At 39.7% G+C, this 18,682-nt stretch carries 21 protein-coding genes; 11 read left to right on the top strand and 10 right to left on the bottom strand.

Translation table 11 applies throughout. The features are described 5' to 3' along the window. Positions 1 to 21 precede the first annotated feature (21 nt). Entirely contained in the window at positions 22 to 843 is an 822-nt protein-coding gene (locus B9N65_RS06030) for a YihY family inner membrane protein (RefSeq protein ID WP_087583200.1), read from the bottom strand. A gap of 3 nt (positions 844 to 846) precedes the next feature. After that, the gene (locus B9N65_RS06025) at positions 847 to 1,569 is read right to left on the bottom strand and encodes a plasminogen-binding N-terminal domain-containing protein (protein ID WP_002942758.1); all 723 of its coding nucleotides are present in this window, start codon (positions 1,567 to 1,569) and stop codon (positions 847 to 849) included. A 114-nt stretch (positions 1,570 to 1,683) separates the two neighbouring features. On the opposite strand from B9N65_RS06025, the gene B9N65_RS06020 reads away from it, so the two are divergent. From B9N65_RS06020 to B9N65_RS05990, 7 genes are all read left to right on the top strand, one after another. Then, positions 1,684 to 2,853, top strand: coding sequence for a peptidoglycan DD-metalloendopeptidase family protein (locus B9N65_RS06020; protein WP_012001708.1), 1,170 nt, complete (start codon positions 1,684 to 1,686; stop codon positions 2,851 to 2,853). A gap of 9 nt (positions 2,854 to 2,862) precedes the next feature. Then, positions 2,863 to 4,230, top strand: coding sequence for a magnesium transporter (gene mgtE, locus B9N65_RS06015; RefSeq protein WP_087583199.1), 1,368 nt, complete (start codon positions 2,863 to 2,865; stop codon positions 4,228 to 4,230). Continuing rightward, positions 4,215 to 4,799, top strand: a complete 585-nt coding sequence (locus B9N65_RS06010; RefSeq protein ID WP_087583198.1) for an NUDIX domain-containing protein — start codon at positions 4,215 to 4,217, stop codon at positions 4,797 to 4,799. The genes mgtE and B9N65_RS06010 overlap by 16 nt, the downstream gene beginning before the upstream one ends. A 163-nt stretch (positions 4,800 to 4,962) precedes the next feature. Next, on the top strand, positions 4,963 to 7,080 hold the full coding sequence (locus B9N65_RS06005) for an RNA degradosome polyphosphate kinase (RefSeq protein WP_257640036.1): 2,118 nt from the start codon (positions 4,963 to 4,965) through the stop codon (positions 7,078 to 7,080). Between the two features lie 257 nt (positions 7,081 to 7,337). Beyond that, positions 7,338 to 7,970 carry a nucleoside recognition domain-containing protein gene (locus B9N65_RS06000; protein WP_087583196.1) on the top strand — a complete coding sequence of 211 codons (633 nt, stop codon included), beginning with the start codon at positions 7,338 to 7,340 and terminating at the stop codon, positions 7,968 to 7,970. A gap of 3 nt (positions 7,971 to 7,973) precedes the next feature. Then, on the top strand, positions 7,974 to 8,429 hold the full coding sequence (locus B9N65_RS05995; protein ID WP_002942766.1) for a YjiG family protein: 456 nt from the start codon (positions 7,974 to 7,976) through the stop codon (positions 8,427 to 8,429). A 9-nt stretch (positions 8,430 to 8,438) separates the two neighbouring features. After that, entirely contained in the window at positions 8,439 to 9,557 is a 1,119-nt protein-coding gene (locus tag B9N65_RS05990; RefSeq protein WP_087583195.1) for a M20/M25/M40 family metallo-hydrolase, read from the top strand. A 59-nt stretch (positions 9,558 to 9,616) separates the two neighbouring features. Here B9N65_RS05990 and B9N65_RS05985 read toward each other — a convergent pair whose 3' ends face one another. Beyond that, positions 9,617 to 9,847 (bottom strand): 3-octaprenyl-4-hydroxybenzoate carboxy-lyase, encoded by a 231-nt coding sequence (locus B9N65_RS05985; protein WP_087583194.1) that lies wholly within the window; start codon positions 9,845 to 9,847, stop codon positions 9,617 to 9,619. Then, entirely contained in the window at positions 9,823 to 9,981 is a 159-nt protein-coding gene (locus B9N65_RS11430) for a hypothetical protein (RefSeq protein ID WP_223230392.1), read from the bottom strand. The genes B9N65_RS05985 and B9N65_RS11430 overlap by 25 nt, the downstream gene beginning before the upstream one ends. A 92-nt stretch (positions 9,982 to 10,073) precedes the next feature. Here B9N65_RS11430 and B9N65_RS11000 point away from each other — a divergent pair, with 92 nt between their 5' ends. Further along, complete coding sequence (locus B9N65_RS11000; RefSeq protein WP_180385131.1) at positions 10,074 to 10,229, top strand: hypothetical protein; 156 nt, start codon at positions 10,074 to 10,076, stop codon at positions 10,227 to 10,229. Positions 10,230 to 10,291: 62 nt separating this feature from the next. Here the strand turns inward: B9N65_RS11000 and B9N65_RS05975 are convergent, their stop codons facing one another. From B9N65_RS05975 to B9N65_RS05960, 4 genes are read right to left on the bottom strand one after another with little or no spacing between them, the layout of a single operon-like run. After that, positions 10,292 to 11,095 (bottom strand): 3'-5' exonuclease, encoded by an 804-nt coding sequence (locus B9N65_RS05975; RefSeq protein ID WP_087583193.1) that lies wholly within the window; start codon positions 11,093 to 11,095, stop codon positions 10,292 to 10,294. After that, positions 11,092 to 11,739 (bottom strand): ribulose-phosphate 3-epimerase, encoded by a 648-nt coding sequence (gene rpe, locus B9N65_RS05970; protein WP_087583192.1) that lies wholly within the window; start codon positions 11,737 to 11,739, stop codon positions 11,092 to 11,094. The genes B9N65_RS05975 and rpe overlap by 4 nt, the downstream gene beginning before the upstream one ends. 9 nt (positions 11,740 to 11,748) lie before the next feature. Continuing rightward, on the bottom strand, positions 11,749 to 13,122 hold the full coding sequence (locus tag B9N65_RS05965) for a prephenate dehydrogenase (protein WP_087583191.1): 1,374 nt from the start codon (positions 13,120 to 13,122) through the stop codon (positions 11,749 to 11,751). Next, the gene (locus B9N65_RS05960) at positions 13,119 to 13,865 is read right to left on the bottom strand and encodes a hypothetical protein (protein ID WP_087583190.1); all 747 of its coding nucleotides are present in this window, start codon (positions 13,863 to 13,865) and stop codon (positions 13,119 to 13,121) included. Before B9N65_RS05960 ends, B9N65_RS05965 begins: the two co-directional genes overlap by 4 nt. A 151-nt stretch (positions 13,866 to 14,016) precedes the next feature. Between B9N65_RS05960 and rpmB the strand changes: the two genes are divergently transcribed. The 3 genes from rpmB (at position 14,017) to B9N65_RS05945 (ending at position 15,685) form a co-directional block, all read left to right on the top strand. Next, positions 14,017 to 14,208 carry a 50S ribosomal protein L28 gene (gene rpmB / locus B9N65_RS05955; protein ID WP_002942221.1) on the top strand — a complete coding sequence of 64 codons (192 nt, stop codon included), beginning with the start codon at positions 14,017 to 14,019 and terminating at the stop codon, positions 14,206 to 14,208. A gap of 22 nt (positions 14,209 to 14,230) precedes the next feature. Continuing rightward, positions 14,231 to 15,361, top strand: coding sequence for a potassium channel family protein (locus B9N65_RS05950; RefSeq protein WP_009293929.1), 1,131 nt, complete (start codon positions 14,231 to 14,233; stop codon positions 15,359 to 15,361). Positions 15,362 to 15,478: 117 nt separating this feature from the next. Then, positions 15,479 to 15,685 carry a DUF465 domain-containing protein gene (locus B9N65_RS05945; protein ID WP_021088212.1) on the top strand — a complete coding sequence of 69 codons (207 nt, stop codon included), beginning with the start codon at positions 15,479 to 15,481 and terminating at the stop codon, positions 15,683 to 15,685. A 105-nt stretch (positions 15,686 to 15,790) separates the two neighbouring features. On the opposite strand, the gene htpG is transcribed toward B9N65_RS05945, so the two are convergent. Together htpG and B9N65_RS05930 are read right to left on the bottom strand one after the other, a co-directional pair. Beyond that, positions 15,791 to 17,647, bottom strand: coding sequence for a molecular chaperone HtpG (htpG, locus tag B9N65_RS05940; protein WP_087583189.1), 1,857 nt, complete (start codon positions 17,645 to 17,647; stop codon positions 15,791 to 15,793). Between the two features lie 474 nt (positions 17,648 to 18,121). Further along, positions 18,122 to 18,619, bottom strand: coding sequence for a hypothetical protein (locus B9N65_RS05930; protein ID WP_180385130.1), 498 nt, complete (start codon positions 18,617 to 18,619; stop codon positions 18,122 to 18,124). Between the last annotated feature and the right edge of the window lie 63 nt (positions 18,620 to 18,682).

Below are 18,682 nucleotides of genomic sequence, written 5' to 3'. Positions count from 1 at the left end.
AATAGCCAGCTGGCAATAAATTTATCCTTTAAATTTAGAGCTATTTGAGAGAAAGGCGCAAAATTTAAGCCCATATAAAAAGATGATCCACGAGATGTAGATCCATACAAAGAAGAAAAGCACAGCTGAAAACGAGCCATAGACGCTTAGATAGGTCTTGTTGTAAAGGACGTAATAGACAAAAGCTGACTTGCCAAGATACCAAACAAGCGAGGCGGCAAACGAGCTAAAAAACGCGCTTTTAAATTTTATCTCATCATTTACTGAGATGAGATATGTGACGCAAAATATCACCCAGATGATGAGATATGGCACGATGCTTAAAAAATTTATCCAGCTTGTAAATTTAGTCGAGTTTAGCATCTCTTGCACAAGGCTTGAGAGGTAAAAACTGCCAGCAAGTCCGAGTGGTGCAAGCGTGATAAGCGTCCAGTACGAGCTAAGTGCCGACCAAAAGCCCCTAGCCCTGCTAGCTCTTGTCACTTTTAAAACTACGTATTCATAATCGCTAAAAAACATAGCTGAAGTAAATATCATCGCCACAAAGCCAACTATGCCTAAATTTCCGCTATTTTGGAGGAAATTTTGCAAGTAGTTTGAGATGAGCTCTTGGTTGCTTGGCAAAAGAGCCGAAAATACAAAATCTTGAATTTTGGCGTAATAATCCTCAAAGCTAGGCAGTTTTGTAAAGATAGAAAACGATATGAGAAGTATCGGTATGATCGATAAGATCGTGTGAAAACTAAGGCTTGCTGCGTAGTGGAAGAGCTCTTTGTCCTTAAGAGCAGCTAGCAAATTTAAACCACTCTTTAAATCGCTCTTGCTTAAGGACAAACGGCTCATTTATCAGTTATCTTCTTCAAAAAGTTTTTCGTAGTGAGCATCGTAGTTGTTGATGTGCTCGCTATTTAGCTTCCAAAATACAGTGTCTATATCACTAACCCTTGTATAAAATGGCAGCTGGTAGTACTCAACCTCGCCAGTTTTAAACTCTTTTAGCACCTTAAAGCTTTGGCAATCAGCAAAAACGCTTCTACCATCCATCGCGACAAAGATAAGACCAGCTGCACTTTGAGCGCACATTTTTCTAAAGTCGTCTCTGCTTGGATTTGGCTTGTATTCGTAGCTTAAGTATGCTCCAACAAGGTCTGGGTGAATAAATATCATATTAGGAAATGCGCCCAAAACCTCTTCATAAATTTCTTTATTTGGCACGACGATTAGCGAGCGGTTATAAAGGTAGTTTAGCACGACTATATCGCCACTTGCAGGTGCGATGCCAGGGAGTGGGAGAGCCTTTTGCTCAAGCAGGTCAAACACCTCAAATCTAACTTTCGCAAAGCCGGCATTTTTAGAGACAACGCTCACTCTTGCGATGATAGAGCTATCAGTGTCAAATTTATGAAGCACGACGCCGCTTGATCCGATCAAAATTTCAGGACTATCAACTATCGTTGCTGTGCCGTCACTCTCGACGCTAATAAGAGGAGTTCTATACTCATTTAAAGAAAAATCAGCCCCAAAAGCAAAGCCAAAAAACAGCGATAAAATCACGATTATACGTTTCAAAAATATCTCCTAAGTTTAAATTTTTAGAGCGATTATAGCCTAAAATGCTTTATCTTTTGCAAAATTAAAGCAAGTTTTAGTTAAAATCCCCTCCAGCTTTTTAAAAGGATATCGATGCCTCGTATATTTGTGATTTTTGCAATATTATGTATAAATTTATATGCCATAAAACCAACTGTCGATGAGCTTAGTTGGCCAAATGGCAGCAGCTTTTTAAATTTCCTTGAAACAAATAAAATCCCACTTTCACTTTACTACAACCTAGCAAGCGAAGATCAAGAGCTAACAGAAGAGATCATCGCTGGCACAAAATATCAAATTTACAAAGACGATAACGGCGAGGTTAAACAAGCTCTCATCCCCGTTAGTGACGAGCTTCAGATACATATTTATAGAGATGACAAGGGTAAATTTCAGCTTGAGTTTATCCCGATCTTATACCAAAGCGAAGATAAAATTTTAGCCCTAAAAGTCGATAAATCAGTCTCTGAAGATATCTTTGACTACACCGGCTCTGGCACGCTAGCACTTGGTTTTAAAGAGGTTTTTAGCGGCAGCGGGATCGATTTTAAAAAGATAAACAAAGGCGATACGATCGCTATTGTCTATAACCAAAAACTACGCATGGGACGCTCTTTTGGCACGCCTGAAATTTACGCAGCGATGATAGAAACTAAAAACAAACGCTACGTGATGTATAAATTTGAAGATAAATTTTATGATAAAAACGGCAAGAAAAATGACAAATTTTTGCTCGTTCGACCTCTTGCAAACGCTAGGATCACATCAAATTTCACCCTAAAAAGATGGCATCCGATCCTTCAAAGATATAGAGCGCACCTTGGGGTTGATTACGGTGCTCCAAAAGGCACACCGATCAAGGCTGCAGGCGATGGCACGGTCAAATTTGTCGGACAAAAGAGTGGTTATGGTAGAACCGTCATCATCTCTCACGCTGGTGGCTACGAGACACTTTATGCCCACTTAAATGGCTTTGCAAAGGGCATAAGAAGCGGTCTAAAAGTAAAACAAGGCACGCTGATAGCATACGTTGGCACAAGCGGCATGAGCACTGGCCCACACTTGCACTTTGGCCTCTATCTAGGCGGCAAACCGATCAATCCAGAAAGCGCCATCAAGGTCGTAAAAAATATAGAAGACAAAAAAGAGTCTGCTAAATTTAAAGCAGTCATAAATAGAAATGATGAGCTGATAAAACAGGCTCTAAGCAACGACAAAGAGTATCACAAGGTGGAATTTTTCCCTAACGTAATAGATTTTTAAAGGTAAAACTTGAGCCAAGAACTAGAAGAAGCAAAAGAGCTGATAGATCAGCATTTAGATGAAAATTTAGAAGACGGCGAGCTCTCTGCATACGAGCTAGCCCAGCACCTAAAAACACTTAAAAAGCATGACGAGGAGCTTTTTGCCAAGTATCTTGAAAAGCTAGATCCTGAAATTTTGGGTGACGTGGCGATAGAGTTGCCTGATCACATGCTAAAAGACGTGATCGATACGCTCCCAGCTGAAAAGATCGTAGAAGCGCTCGAAGAGCTAGAGAGTGACGATGCTACCGACCTACTCCAATACATCGAAGATATCGATGAGGACAAGGCTAGAGAGCTTTTTAACGAGCTAGATAAAGAAAATCAAAACGAAATTTTAAGACTTAGAAGCTACGATGAGGATAGAGCTGGTGCGCACATGCAAACAGAGCTATTTTCAGCTCATCTTGAAGAGAAGCTTGGCAGCGCAGTTGCAAGACTAAGACAAGAGAAGCAAGAAGGAAAACTAGAAAACGTCTCACAGCTTTTTATCATCGATAAAAATAGCGTCTTGCAATACGCCATCCCGCTTGAAGATCTCATCCTCTTTGACTTCACAAAAACGCTAAAACAAAATATCGAATCAACCCAGATCGACCACTACAAGCCTCACATGGCAAACGATATGGATCTCATGCAAGATGTCGCTGATATGTTTCAAGAATACGATCTAAACGTTATCGCAGTTACAAGTAGCACTGGAATTTTGCTAGGTCGTATCACATATGATGATATCCACGACTACATCCAAGAGAGCGCAACAGAGCAAATTTATAACCTAGCTGGCGTTGATGACGAGTCAGAAGAGGATGATACGCTATTTAAGGCAGGTCGTAGCCGTGCGGTTTGGCTTGGCATAAATTTGCTAACAGCCCTTTTTAGCTCATCCATCATCGGACTTTTTGACGAGACGATCGCAGCTTACGTCGCACTTGCCGTGCTTATGCCAATAGTTGCTTCAATGGGTGGCAACACCGGCACACAAGCCCTTGCCGTTACGGTTCGTCGTTTGGCACTTGGCGAGATAGAATTTAAAGATGCAAAGAGCGTTTTAAAGCGTGAGGTGACGATCTCACTCGTAAATGGCCTCATCTTTGGCGCTATCATGGGCGTGATAGCCGCTGTTTGGTTTGACAAAGGCATGCTTGGTGTGGTCATTAGCCTTAGTATGGTTACAAATTTATTCCTCGCTGGCTTTTTTGGCACGATCATACCTTTGACGCTAAGACGCTTTAACATCGATCCTGCTGTTGGCTCGGCGGTCATTCTTACAACTTTTACAGACGCGATAGGATTTTTTAGCTTTTTAGGACTTGCAAAATGGATACTACTATAACAAATTTAGAAATTTTACCTCTTGGTGAGTCAAAATACCTAAAGCCATTTAAGATGAAATTTAAACAAAATGGCTTGCAAAGGGACTGGGACTGCGTCAAGGTGATGAATAGCGTTAGTATATTTTTATATCACGAGCAAAAAGATGCATTTTTGTTTGTCAAGCAGTTTCGCCCAGCCGTTTGGTACTCACAAGAAAAAGAAGGCATCAAAACAAATGAGCAAGGCTTTACTTATGAGCTTTGCGCAGGGCTTATGGATAAGGGACTAAGCGAGGAGCAGACTGCTAGAGAGGAGGCAGTCGAAGAGGTCGGATACGAGCTAAAAGAGATGGAGCGCATCACGATGACGTATGGCGCTTTTGGTTTTGGCGGCAACATGCAAACGATGTTTTACGCAAAGATCGATGAAAGTATGAAGGTAAATGCAGGCGGTGGCGTCGATGGCGAGGATATAGAGCTAGTTTTTATAAAACGAGAAGATATGATGAAATTTGCCTTTGACGAGAGCAAGGTCAAGGGCTTTGGGCTCATCTTTGCCTACTTGTGGTGGGAGAAATTTAAAGGCTAAAAAGAGACCTTTTTGATAAGCGCAAAGACAACAACCGCCACAACAAAAATGCCAACTAATATAATGTAATCCGACATAAGAAACCTTTACGTTTAAAATTTGCACTATTGTAACTAAATTTTTAACAAAATAAGAACTTTATAACCGCACATATCATAAAATAATCAAAAATCATAAGGAGAAAATGATGAGCGAAAATGAAACTCTTTTTATCAACCGCGAATTAAGCTGGCTACGCTTTAACTCAAGGGTGCTCGCTCAGTGTGAAAAGGATATACCTTTACTTGAAAAGCTAAAATTTATAGCCATTTATATGACAAATCTTGATGAATTTTACATGATAAGGGTGGCTGGTCTAAAGCAGCTTTTTGCAGCTGGAGTGACGACAAGTAGCAGCGATGGCATGAGCCCACTTGATCAGCTAAGAGAGATCAGAAAATATCTTCAAGATGAGCAAAATTTGGTCGAAGCTCACCACAAAAGCACCGTCGATGCGCTCAGCAAAGAGGGTCTTTTTATCAAAAACTATGACGAGCTTGATGATAGTTTAAAACAAAAATGTGACGAATACTTTTTCTCAAACATCCTGCCAGTTATCGTGCCTATCGCTGTTGATGCGACACATCCATTTCCGCACCTAAACAACCTTAGCTTCTCGCTCGCCGTTAAGCTTGCTGATATCGAGCATCCTGAAATTTTAAAATACGGCATGATAAGAATTTCAAGAGTTTTGCCAAGATTTACCCAGCCAAGTAGCAATGTTTTTGTGCCGATTGAGACGATCGTGCACCGCCACGCAGAAGAAATTTTCCCAGGGTATAAGCTCATTAGCTCAGCTGCCTTTAGAGTGACAAGAAACGCTGATATCGTCATCGAAGAAGAAGAGGCGGATGACTTTATGATGATACTTGAGCAAGGGCTAAAGCTTCGTAGAAAAGGGGCTTTTGTACGTATGCAGATAGACAAAGATGCAGACGCTGACATCTTAGAGTTTTTAAATTTTCACATGAAAATTTTTCACAAAGATATCTACTTTTCAAGCATCCCGCTCACACTTAGCTCTCTTTGGGAGATAGCTGGGAGCAAGAACTTTAGCTACTTAGCAAACCCGCCCTACGCCCCAAAAACCCTGCCTCCATTTGGCAACGGCGTCTCGATCTTTGACGCCATAGATAAAGAGGATGTGCTGTTAGTTCATCCATTTGAGAGCTTTGATCCAGTCGTTAGCTTTATAAGAGAGGCTAGTAAAGACCCAAAGGTGATCTCGATACGCATGACGCTTTATAGGGTCGATAAAAACTCGCCGATCATCCAAAGCCTGATAGACGCTGCAAGCGACGGCAAGCAAGTAACCGTGATGGTCGAGCTAAAAGCGAGGTTTGATGAAGAGAACAACCTCCACTGGGCAAAGGCGCTTGAAGATGCTGGCGCACACGTGATATATGGCATCACAGGTTTTAAAGTCCATGCAAAAGTTAGCCAAGTGATCCGCCAGATCGGTGATAAACTCAAATTTTACATGCACTTTGGCACTGGCAACTACAACGGCAGCTCGGCAAAAATTTACACTGACGTTAGCCTATTTACGAGCAAAGAGGAATTTAGCCAAGATACAACCTCGTTTTTTCACATCCTCTCAGGATATAACAAAAACCGCCGTCTAAACGCCCTTAGCATGTCGCCCTTTCAGATAAAAGAGCGCATCGTCGAAAAGATAAGAGTAGAAGCCAGCAAAGGCAGCGAGGGCAGGATCATCGCCAAGATGAACGCTCTAATAGACGAAGACGTGATAAACGAGCTTAGCCGTGCTTCAAACGCAGGCGTGAAGATCGACTTAATCGTCCGAGGTGTGTGCGGACTAAGGCCTGGCGTAAAAGGCAAAAGCGAAAACATCAGAGTTCGCTCGATCATCGGCAAATACTTGGAGCATGCTAGAATTTTATATTTCAAACACGCTAATCCAAAAATTTACATCTCAAGCGCTGACTGGATGCCACGAAATTTAGAGCGCCGATTGGAGCTTATGACGCCTATCTTTGAGCCAAGGCTTCAAGAGAGACTGCTTGAAATTTTAGAGCTTCAGCTAAGCGATAACGACCTAGCATTTGAGCTACAAAATAACGGCGAATACGTAAAAGTAGCTAGACGCGAGGGCGAAAAAGTGATCTCTTGCCACGAAGTTTTAGAAAACTATATCTCTAAAATTTACAAATCCGTCAAGAAAGACACCGACAAAGCAAAAGCTGACATGCTTGCAAGCAAGCTTTTAAAAGAGAGCTAAAAGATAAATGGCTTTTAAATTTAAGTTTAAAAGCCATTTTTACTATAAATCCTAAATCTTAAATCCAAATTTCTAAAATTTCATATACTTTAAATTTACATTCTAAGCCTTTATAGTGCTAACTTTTATCGCATAATAATTTTTATATATAAATTACTCATAAAATTTAATAATTAATTATCAAATTTTATATTTTAAATATTACATAAGCATGGGCGTTATAATATTTAAACAAATTCCAAATCAAAGGAGGCTTTATGAAAGAGAGTAGTGATACTAAAAAACTCGTCATCGGTACGATCACTCTTGCAATTGCGATCGTTTTCTTTGGAGGTTTTTTACAAAACACCTATGGTGGCATCTTTGACTTTAGCAAACTTGCTGGTCAATTTCCAGAATGGTTTAAAACAGGAAGTGGCACTAGCGCAAAAGGTGGCTTTTTATTTGCCCTTAGTCTTGCCCCAGCCGTCATGCTCGCACTTGGCTTTGTCGCTATTTTTGAGAAATACCATGCACTTTACGCAGCTTCAAGACTGCTAACACCTGTTTTGAAGCCACTTATTGGCATACCAGGATGTTGCTCTATCTCTTTGATAGCAAGCACACAAAGCACCGACGCAGGCAGCTCAACGGCTAAATTTTTGCGTCAAGATGGCCTCATCTCGCACAAAGAGCTTCTCATCTTTGCAGCGTTTCAGTTTAGCGCAGGTGCGATGATCACAAATTTCTTATCTTCATTTGCGCCTGTTTTACTAGTTACTGACAAAGCTGGCAACACAGCCCATGCTACCATAGCCATGGTGCTTGGCATAGTCTTTGTCTTTAAAATTATTGGAGCAAATTTGATGAGACTTTATGTCAAAAAATTTGTCAAAGATGATGAGGAGTAAGAGATGACTGAAAATAAACTAATAACCGACGTATTTGTAGAGGGCGCTAGAAAAGGCTGGGACATCGCCGTAAAAAACACCATCCCAAACGTGCTTATGGCATTTGTCATCATCCACATCTTAAAAGTATCTGGCGCGCTTAGCGTGATAGGCAAATTTCTAGGATTTATCATGCTCCCACTTGGTCTTCCAGGTGAGTCCATAGCCGTTTTCATGGCTGCATTTTTGAGCTGGGGCGGCTCAGCAGGCGTGTTAGTAGCGCTTGTGGGAGACGGTACGCTAAATGCAAACGATATCGCTGTCTTGCTTCCTGGCATGGCGCTAGTTGGCTCGACTGTGCAGTACATGGGACGAGTTTTAGGCGTGCTTGAAGTACCAGGCAGACACTATCTCGTACTTTTTGGGATTTGCATCCTAAATGCCTATTTAGCGATGTTTGTGATGAGCTTGCTCGTATAAGGATCAAAGATGAAAGATAGTGAAATAGACAAATATTTAGCCGATCTAAAGGAGCTAACCGATATCGAAAGCCCTACTTCAAGCATCGATGGCGTAAACGAAGTTGCAGCTTGGTTTAAAAAAAGAGCTGAAATTTTAGGCCTAAAAAGCAGGAGCATAGAGCTTGGCACCGACAAGGTCGCTCCTTGCCTTTTCATCTCAAACGACCTTGAGGCAAAAAGCTACGACTTTTTATTTATAGGCCACATGGACACCGTTTTTCCTATAGGCACAAAGGCTGAAGTGCCATTTAGCAAGATAGATGAGCGCATAAATGCACTTGGCGCGATTGACGATAAAGGCGGCAGCCTGCTTTCACTTTATGTCATCAAAGAGCTTGATCTTAGCAAACTAAAGATCGGCCTCTTTTTAAACTCTCACGAGGAGACTGGCTCAAATTTCGCCAAAGACGCCATAAGAGAGCTAGCTAAAAAATCTCGCTACGCCCTAGTCGTCGAGCCTGCAAGAGAAGATGGCTCGATGGTAGCCACTAGAAAAGGCGTGATATCTTATGTGCTAAATTTCCGTGGCGTTAGCGCGCACGCTGGCAACCACCCAGAGCGCGGACGCTCAGCTGTTGTGGAGGCTGCAAATTTCATCGTTGAGCTCTCAAAACTCACTGATTTTAAGGCAGGCCATACATTTAATAGCATAATGACAAAAGGTGGCGACGCCCAAAACGTCGTGCCAGACTTTGCCAGCGTGACATTTGAGATGAGATATCGCCACGCTAGCTCGGTGGAGTTTTTGCACAAGAAGATGGACGAAATTTTATCTCATCCGATAGTGCCAGAAGTAAGCTGTGAGCGCATCCTCATAAACAAAGAAGGACCGATGATAGACGAGGTAAATTTACCAAATATCAAAAAAGTCTTTGACGAGGCTGCGAAGGCCACTGGCACAAAGGTCACTTGGGTCGATGCTGGCGGACTAAGTGATGGCAATATCAGCGCATCGGCTGGTTGCCCTACGATAGACGGCCTTGGTCCAACTGGTGGCAACATGCACACTAAAAAAGAGTATCTAGAGATAAACTCAGTCGTTAAAAAGTGCAATCTCATAGTTGAAGCTATCAAAAAACTTTCGTAGTTTAGGCAAGCTATATGCTTGCCTAATTTTTAAATTTATAACATTACAGCGATCAAAACCTACCCAAATATCTCAAATTTATGAAAAAGCTCCGGCTCATCTTTTACTACGCCACGCTTCACAAGCTCAGCCACCACTTCTCGCTTACAGTCAGTTTGCATAGGCCAGCCACGTGTGTAGCCCTCCAGCTCACTCTTGCTCGTCGCATCAACGCAGAAATTTTCGCCATCTATGTAGATATCACGCAAAGCATCTATGTTATTTGTCACACGCCAAATTTCACCACGCAAATAGGCGTTTTACTCTCCTTTTTAAACTGCCTAAGCTCTTTAACATTTGGCGCAACGCTTTGAAATTTAGCCAAAAGTTCATCGCCACATAAAACCGTAAATTTAACTCCAAATTTAGCCAGCAGCTTTAACAAAAAGAAATTTATTCAATTTAACGCAAGCTCTAAATTTAGCTACAAAAGCAACCCGCCTAGTAAACTGCGTCATCAGTAGCGACGGCTTGGCTATGCTCATACAAAAACAGGCATTCACGAGAAATTTATCACAACGGCAACGTTGTTTCAAGGATTTTGTAAAGATCAGCGCTTGCAGGGCGATAGATCGTGACGTTATTGAAAATATGATGATCACAAACCGCGAAAAGATGGACGATCTCGTTTAAATAGGTCATAGCTAAATCAAATTTCTAAATTCCCAGCCAAGTGGCTTAAATTTAAACCAGCCCTACTCCAAAGCTTTTAGAACTGGCTCTGGTTTTAGCTTTACACTTGGGGCATTTTTGCTAAAGCTTATGAGATCCTCTGTCGTTTGGATGCTAAAAGGTAGGCGCGTTAGGCAGACTTTGAAAATTTCGGCTGCTGCTACCGCGTCATTTAGGGCTCTGTGGTGGGTGTTGTTTATGCCAAGGAGTTCTTTTAGCGAGCCAAGGCCGTATTTTTGCGAAGCGATGGTGCGGCGGCTAAGATCGATGGTGCAAAGCTTTCTGTTTAGCAGTATGCCAAGGCCGATCTCATTTAGACTATGTGAGATAAATCCGTAGTCAAAATTTACGTTGTGCGCGATAAAAACGCTAGTTCCTAGAAAAATTTTAAACCGCTCTAGTACGTTTAGCAAATTTGGCGCACCAACTAGATCGCTTGCTCTTATGCCAGTTAGCTCTGTGATATTTTCAGGCACCGCACTAGCTGCCACAAAGCTTTCAAAGCGCCCTATTTCGGTGCCATTTTTCATTTTTATAGCGCCTATTTCTATGATCTGGCCATTTGTCGTACCACCAGTCGTTTCGATATCCACGACGCAAAATTCCTGCTCGCTAATATCTCTAAATCTCGTGCCAAGCTCGATCTCGTTACTTTCATTTCTAGTGATGTCAAGCCCGAGAGTTCGCCACATATCAAGGTCACGCACGTCAATGAGCGATGAAATTTCCTCGATATCACTAAATTTTAAAATAAACTCGTGATAGCCTAAATTTTGCCTAGCTAAAATTTCAATGCTATTTTCTAAACGCTGTTTTTTTGGTTTCAAAACTCAAGCTTTATGGCGCGAATGGCTTGTTCGTATGAATTTGATGAAAAGATATAGCTGCCAGCCACCAAGACATCAGCCCCAGCCTCTTCAAGATCAGGTGCATTTAGTCCGTTTATGCCGCCATCTACTTCGATGAGACACTTGGCGTTTTTGCGCTCTATTAGCTTCCTTAGCGCCCTTGTTTTCTCAAGCACGACTGGCATAAATTTCTGACCGCCAAAGCCGGGATTTACGCTCATTAATAACACCATATCGACTTCATCGATGATATGCTCGATCGCGCTAACTGGCGTGTGCGGATTTAGCACGATACCAGGACTTACGCCGTTTTTTCTGATGTGATCGATGAGTCTCATCGGATGTTTCTCTTCTTCTATGTGAAAGGTTAGAAATTTTGGTTTTAGCGGCAAAAAAAGGTCAGCAAAAAATGAGTTATTTTCAACCATCAAATGAATATCAAGTGGCTTTGTAGTAGCCTTTGCAACGGCACTTACCACGACTGGCCCGATGGTTAAATTTGGCACAAAATGCCCGTCCATAACATCAACATGCACCAGATCGCACCCAGCCTCGCAAATGGCTCTTATCTCAGCTGCTAAATTTCCGAAATCAGCCGACAAAATACTAGGTGCAACGTACATTTTAAATCCTTATTTACTTATAAAAATCACGCCAGTTTGGCTCTCTTTTGCATTTAATGTGGCAAAAATTCCACTGCTTGCTCTGTCGAAAAACATCTCATTTTCGAAAAATTTAAAGTTGCTAAGTTTTACCTTTAAATTTCTCTCGATGAAAATATCTAAAATTTTGCTTGCAATGATACTAAAAATTTGAGAAAATCCGCTTAAACAGCCACACTCCAGATCGCCATTATCTGAAAAAATAGAGCAAATTTTACCAAGCTTGTCCTTTTTAACACCAAGCAAAATTCTCATCTGTACGTCGCCATAAAAGAGCACACAAGCCCGCAAATAGTCATTTTCGCCCTCTACATTAAAGTTGCTGATCTTCGCATCAAGGCATAAAATTTCACTCTCTATCAAAGGCGAGAGCACGTCTGTGATGCTTGAAATGACAAGTGGCAAAAACTCAACCAAGTTTTTATTCATCTTTGTGGGCTCAATGTCGATAAGGCGCTTTTTAAAATAAAGCGTCGAGTCATCTTTGAAAAAGTCATCCATCTTTTTATATAAAAGTATCTTTGCCGCTTTTAAATTTGACGCAAGTGTCTCTGAGATGTTGCCCTCATTTAAGCCACAAATCGCCAATATACCGCCACTTTTTTGGCTCAGCTCAGATAGCTTTATCAAAAAACTAGCACCGATAGTATTTAAAGCACCAACCGAATCAGACCAAAAAACAAAGAATTTAAAGCCTACCTTTTGCAACCTTTCGTGAAATTTATAGTCAAATTTCTGCACAAAAGAGCTATCTATGAGCCCTACTGTCTTGTAAATGACGACGTCACCTCTTATAAAGGCGCTAAACTCTTTTTTGCCTAAAACGATGTGATTTAGGGTGCTGATGGTGTATTTGTAAGCTTGCTTGGCAGCGTTAAATTCTTCTACGCTTTTTACAAATTTACACTTATAGCACTTTTGCTCCAAAAGCGAGTTGATATAGTCTTTATACTGCTCATTTTTGTTATAAATCACGATGGCTTCGCTGCTATCTGCTAAAGTATCATTTAAAAATAGCGTCGCAACTTTTTCATTTTCAAAGAGTGAAAATCTCAAAATATTTTTTGAAGTCTTTGCTACAAGCTCGTAAAAAGTATCGTCATAGTCGCAAACTGCAAACTCAGCGCCTATCTGCTTAGCGATGCTTGATAGATGCTCGCACGTGCTATTTAGCCAAAGTGGGCTAAAAAATGTGACATTTTTTAATGAAAGCAAAATGGCGCTTATCTGCCTTGCGCAAATTTGCTCTACTTCGGCCTTTTTGATGCTTGAAGGGGTGATATTAACCTCTAAAAATCCAAATGGCCTAACAATGGCCAAAGAGCCCTCAAAAGTTACTTTCATTTTCTAAGAGCCTTTTTTAAATTTATAACCATATCAGCCGAAGCATGTACGCTAACATCGGTGATCCTGTCGATACCAAAGTCAAAAAATTTAGCAGTGCTTGCCTCATAAGAGAGCAAAATTTTAAAGTATTTTAAAACTAAAACCTCTTCTCTATTGAGCCTGTCGCTATCCCATCCTGCAAGCTTTAAAAGTACTCCAAATAGCGAAATGTCAAACCTTCGCTGCAAGATCCTATCAAAGCTCATATCAGAAAAGCCAACGATATGTTTAAGCGAGTGTGGATACTTCAAAAAGATCAGCTCGCAAAATATAAGCAAAATTAGCGCGTAGGCAGCTAGAAATAAATTTTTTTGATTTTTTAGCCCAAGATAGTTTAAAAGTTTGCTCCAGTCAGATAGAAATTTGGCATTAAACTCCATCATCGAGTGTAAATTTACACCAAAATTTTTATATCTTTTTGGAGATTTGATAAAAACAAAATAAGAGCAAATTATCATTTTTAGGTTGTCTATGCCTAGCGGATAAGCCATCGCATAGATATCTCTAGTGTGGTTTTGAGCGCCAAAATCGCCTAAATTTACTATCGTAGCAAAGTACGCTTTAAAAGTCTCACTACCCCTCAAAAGCTCCATAGCAGCAGTGATGTCGCCCTCATCCAAGTGCTTTTGGCACTCATAAAAAGCATCGGGCATTTTATAGATAAAATTTGAAATTTCATCTATTTGATTTTTAGTTAGCATTTTTATTTTACCGATTTTTTATTTTGGGGTTATTTTAGCCTTAATTAAATAAAAAATCAACAAAACTTATAAATATAAATCTTCATTTTAAGCAATACTTTGGTTTTGTTTAGATAAAATCAGCAGAAATTTTTGTTTATAAGGAAAAAAAATGTCAAAAAGATGTGCGATAACTGGCAAAGGACCAATGGTAGGCAACAACGTAAGCCACGCCAACAATAAAACTAAAAGAAGATTTTTACCAAATCTTAGAACTATCCGTGTTACTCTAGAAGATGGCACAACAAGAAGAATAAAAGTTGCTGCTTCTACTCTAAGAACAATGAAAAAGCAGTCAAACTAAGAGATAAAATGAAGAGGAATTTATGTCTTTTCTCTCAAGACTTTTAAAATTCCTCAACTGGTCAAACTCTGCAAAACCAGAAATAAGCCTAGATACTGAGCTTTACGAACAACTAAAACCTTTTAGATTTCCACTAATTTCAGTGGTATTACTGTTACTTTTTGGAACACTGGGTTATATCTTTATAGATAACTTCTCTCTCATAGATGCCTTTTACCAAGCAGGCATGACCTTCACAACGGTCGGTTTTACTGAAGTTGCGCCCATAACTCCAAAGGGGCGAATTTTTACTATAACATTTATCCTTGTTGGCTTCATCATTTTTACGCTATCAATCGGTATCGTTGTAGAAGTTCTAAAAAGAGGCACATTAATTAGCATTTTAAAGGAAAGGCGTATGCTTTACAAGATCGCAAGACTAAAAAATCACTTCGTTATTTGTTATCACAACCTCTACACGATCGAGCTTAGCGCTCAGTTTCGTGAAAATCACATACCATTTGTGGTGGTTGATGACAGAGAAGATATCGCAGAACTAGCTCAAATTTACAAGTATCCATACTTCATAAAAGCTCAGCCTCACACTCAAATCGCCTTTTTAAAAACGCATCTATCAAGCGCAAAAGGACTAATCACTCTTAGCCCAAATATCGCTGATAATATCGCGCTTATCGCATCTGTTAGACTTTATGAAAAAGAGATAGGCCGCAAAAAACCTTACCATATCATCACAAACTCCGATAGTGAAGATGACACACAAAGGCTTAAAAAACTTGGTGCTGACAACGTAGTCAGCCCATCTCGCCTAGTCGCACAGCGTCTAAGTGCCATGAGCGTAAGGCCTGATATGGAAAATTTACTCGAGCAATTTCTATACACAAAAAGCTCACCTATCGATATAGAAGAAATTCTTGTGCCTGACTACTCTTGGATAAGGTTTAAAAGACTAAAAGAGACGCACCTAAGAAATATCACAAATGCTGACGTGGTAGGCATTAGGGACATAAATAACAAATTTATCCCGATGCCAAATGGTGACACGTTAATCGGTACAGGCACAAAGCTTTTAGTCATCGGTACAGTTGATGGCATACGTCTAACCAAGCGCCTAGTAAAGAGCAAGCATAAGCCAGAAGAGCTAAAATACGTTTAGTTTTTGCATTTTGTGATAAATTTGGCTTAACCACTAAGCTTTTATAGATCTAAATTTAGATAGCCAAACATTTACAAAGCCTTGTTAGAATTTATAAATTTTTTACAGGAGCTACGTATGTTACACGAATACACTGATCTCATAAATGAGTTGAAAAAAGTAGATGTTCATTTTGCCGCACTTTGCAAAAAGCATGACGAGCTAAATGAAAAGATAGATAGCAAAGCAGCGCAAGCCTCTGAGCTTGATGCCTTGAAAAAAGAAAAATTAAAACTAAAAGATGAAATTTACGCTCAAGTTTTAAAATACAAAGAGCAAAAATAAGCAAAAGTCAAACTAACAATGGAGCCAAATTTAACTTAGCTCGTATTTTAGGCTTTTGCTAAACTATAAATTTAAAAAGCCCAAATTTCTTTGGGCTTACAAATTTTATATAGCTTTTATCATCACTTTTGTTAGAAGCTCTGAAAATTTAGCTGGATTTTCTAGGCTCATACCCTCATTTAGCCTTGCCATATCAAGAAGCAAAGGCGCTATGTCATAAATCATTGCCTCATTTTTCTCAAGTTTTGCAAAAATTTCATGATCAGCATTGATCTCCAAGATCGGCTTAACTTTTGGAGCATTTGCGCCTTGTCCCATCTGTTTTAGCATCTCTTGCATAGCGTAGTCAGGGTCGTTTTTATCATATATTAGCACCGCAGCCGAGCTTGAGAGTCTTGAGCTTAGCCTAACGTCTTTAACCTCGTCTTTTAGGATCTCTTTCATCTTAACAAGCGTGTTTGCAACCTTGCTCTCATCGACCTTTTCATTGCTTTTGATCTCGTCGTTGATATCAGCGTGTGAGACCGATTTTAGAGGTGTTTTGTCAAATTCATTGACCATTGGCATGACGATCGTATCGATCTCTTCGTCCATTATTAACACTTCGATGCCGTTTTTCTTAAAGCTCTCAAGAAGTGGCGAATTTCTTAGCATATTTTCGTTGTTGCCGCTGATGTAGTAGATCGACTTTTGATCCTCTTTCATCGCCTCTTTGTACTCTTTTAGGCTGATAAGTCCGTCTCTTTTTGAACTTTTAAATAGGCAAAGATCCAAAATTTGCTCTTTTTCAGCGCTAAAACCGTAAAGTCCCTCTTTTAAAACCTTGCCAAATAGTTTGTAAAATTTTATGTATTTATCGCGGTCGTTATCTTTTACTTTTGCAAGCTCGCTTAAAATTTTCTTCACACTCTGCTCTTTAACGGTTCGCATGATCGCATTTTCTTGTAAAATTTCACGGCTAACGTTTAGCGGTAGATCCTCAACATCGATCACACCTTTGATAAATCTTAAATACGGCGGTAAAAGCTCTTTTGCATCGTCAGTTATAAAAACCCTCTTCACATAGAGCTTCACGCCACTTTGATAATCAACCCTAAAGAGGTCAAACGGCTCAGTGCTTGGCACATAAAATAGTGTCGAGTACTCGATCTTGCCCTCGGCTTTTGTGTGGATATAAAGTAGTGGATCGCTGCTGTCATGTGAAATTTGCTTATAAAAGTCGTTGTAGTCTTGCTCTTTTAGGCTGGCTTTATTTAGCCTCCAAAGCGCATTTGCCTTGTTTATCTGCTCGTTTTTAGCCTCATAAGTGCCCTCTTTTTCGCCTTCTTTTGGTGCGACATAGCTCTCTTTATCCATAAATATAGGATAAGGGATGTGGTTTGAGTATTTTTTGACTATCTCTTCGATGCGCCAAGAATTTGCAAATTCATCGTCGTTTAAATGTAAGATAATATCCGTACCAAAGCCATCTTTTTTAGCATCTTCGATCTCGTAGCTTTTTGCATCAGATGTCCATTTATAGGCCTTCTCACTTAGTGCTCGTTTGCTTATGACTTCGATCTTGTTTGCCACCATAAATGCTGAGTAAAAGCCCACACCAAACTGGCCGATCAGCGAGCTATCTTTCTTTGCGTCACCACTTAAGCTTTGCATAAAGCCCTTTGTACCGCTTCTTGCAATGGTGCCTAAATTTGCGATAAGTTCATCTTTATCCATGCCGATACCATTATCGCTGATGGTTAAAGTCTTAGCTTTTTCATCTACTTTGATATCGATCCTTGGAGTGTAGCTTAAGCTTTTATACTTTTCATCAGTCAAGCATAGGTAGTTTAGCTTGTCAAGTGCGTCGTTTGAGTTTGATATGAGCTCTCTTAAAAATATCTCTTTGTTTGAGTAAAGAGAGTGGATCATCAAATTTAAAAGGTCATTGACCTCGGTTTGAAATTCAAATTTATCTGCCATTTTCTTTTCCTTGTTTTAAAATTTTTGGCAGATTATAACACAAAGTGATAAAAATATACTTAACCTTGATAGTATTACTATCAAGTTTTTTAACAATTTTTTAGGCATATATGGTAATTTATAAATAAAATAAAAATATATATTTAATTTTTATTATTTAAAATGCTATTTTGTATAGTATTTATTTAAAATAATGCAAATTTAGATATAAATCTTTTACAAAATATTGCTAGTCTGTCTTCCAAAATAAGAAACAAATACCGATATAAATGTATAACAAAGATCAAAAACCAATAAATTTACGCACTTGGCAGACTAGATAGCGGGAACTACAAAGAGGCCATAAAAGCTGGCGCAAGCGGAGTTTGTTTTATGAGCCTAGCGATGAACGGCGATATAGAGCTTATAAAAAAGATAGTAAAGAGCAAAAACGGCTAAATTTAGTATAAATTACATAAAATAATACATAAAATTTTACTCATTTTTGCTAGCGATATATGTTTTTATATCAAATATAAGTAGCGTAACAAGCGATGGCAGCATATAAGAGTTTAGCACTAAAAGCAGCAACTTTGTCAAATTTGACTTTATTAAAGTCTCTATGTCAAGGCTGCTGTTGTAGTTAAAAAAATATAGCAAGGCAAACTCGCCAATAAGAACTATGCGAGAGATCTTTAGCAAGATGTCATTTCCCAGCCTTGCAAATTTATCATCAACCACAAGCGACAAAGTGATCCAGCCAAGCAGCCAAATTGAGCAGGCTAAAGCATAAACAGTAATGCTTTCATCAAATTTTTCAAGTAGTAAAAATACCAAAGGTTGCAAAAATACAAGGCTAGCGATAAACCAAAGAAGTGAGCTAAAGGCTAGCAGGCAAACACAGCCAAAGATAGAAATGGCAGAGATAAAGCCAAAAACCTCTAACCCAAGATAGTAGGCCAGCGCATAGGATAAAAAAGAAAAACAAGCCAAATTTTAATAACAAGTCACCACCTATTTGCAAAGGCAGTGGCTTTTAAATTTAGGCTATCTGTC

Source organism: Campylobacter concisus (assembly GCF_002165815.1).
Taxonomy (GTDB): Bacteria; Campylobacterota; Campylobacteria; order Campylobacterales; family Campylobacteraceae; genus Campylobacter_A; species Campylobacter_A concisus_BH.
Note: the sequence above shows the minus strand (reverse complement) of the source record. Positions and strands in the feature narration are given on the sequence as shown.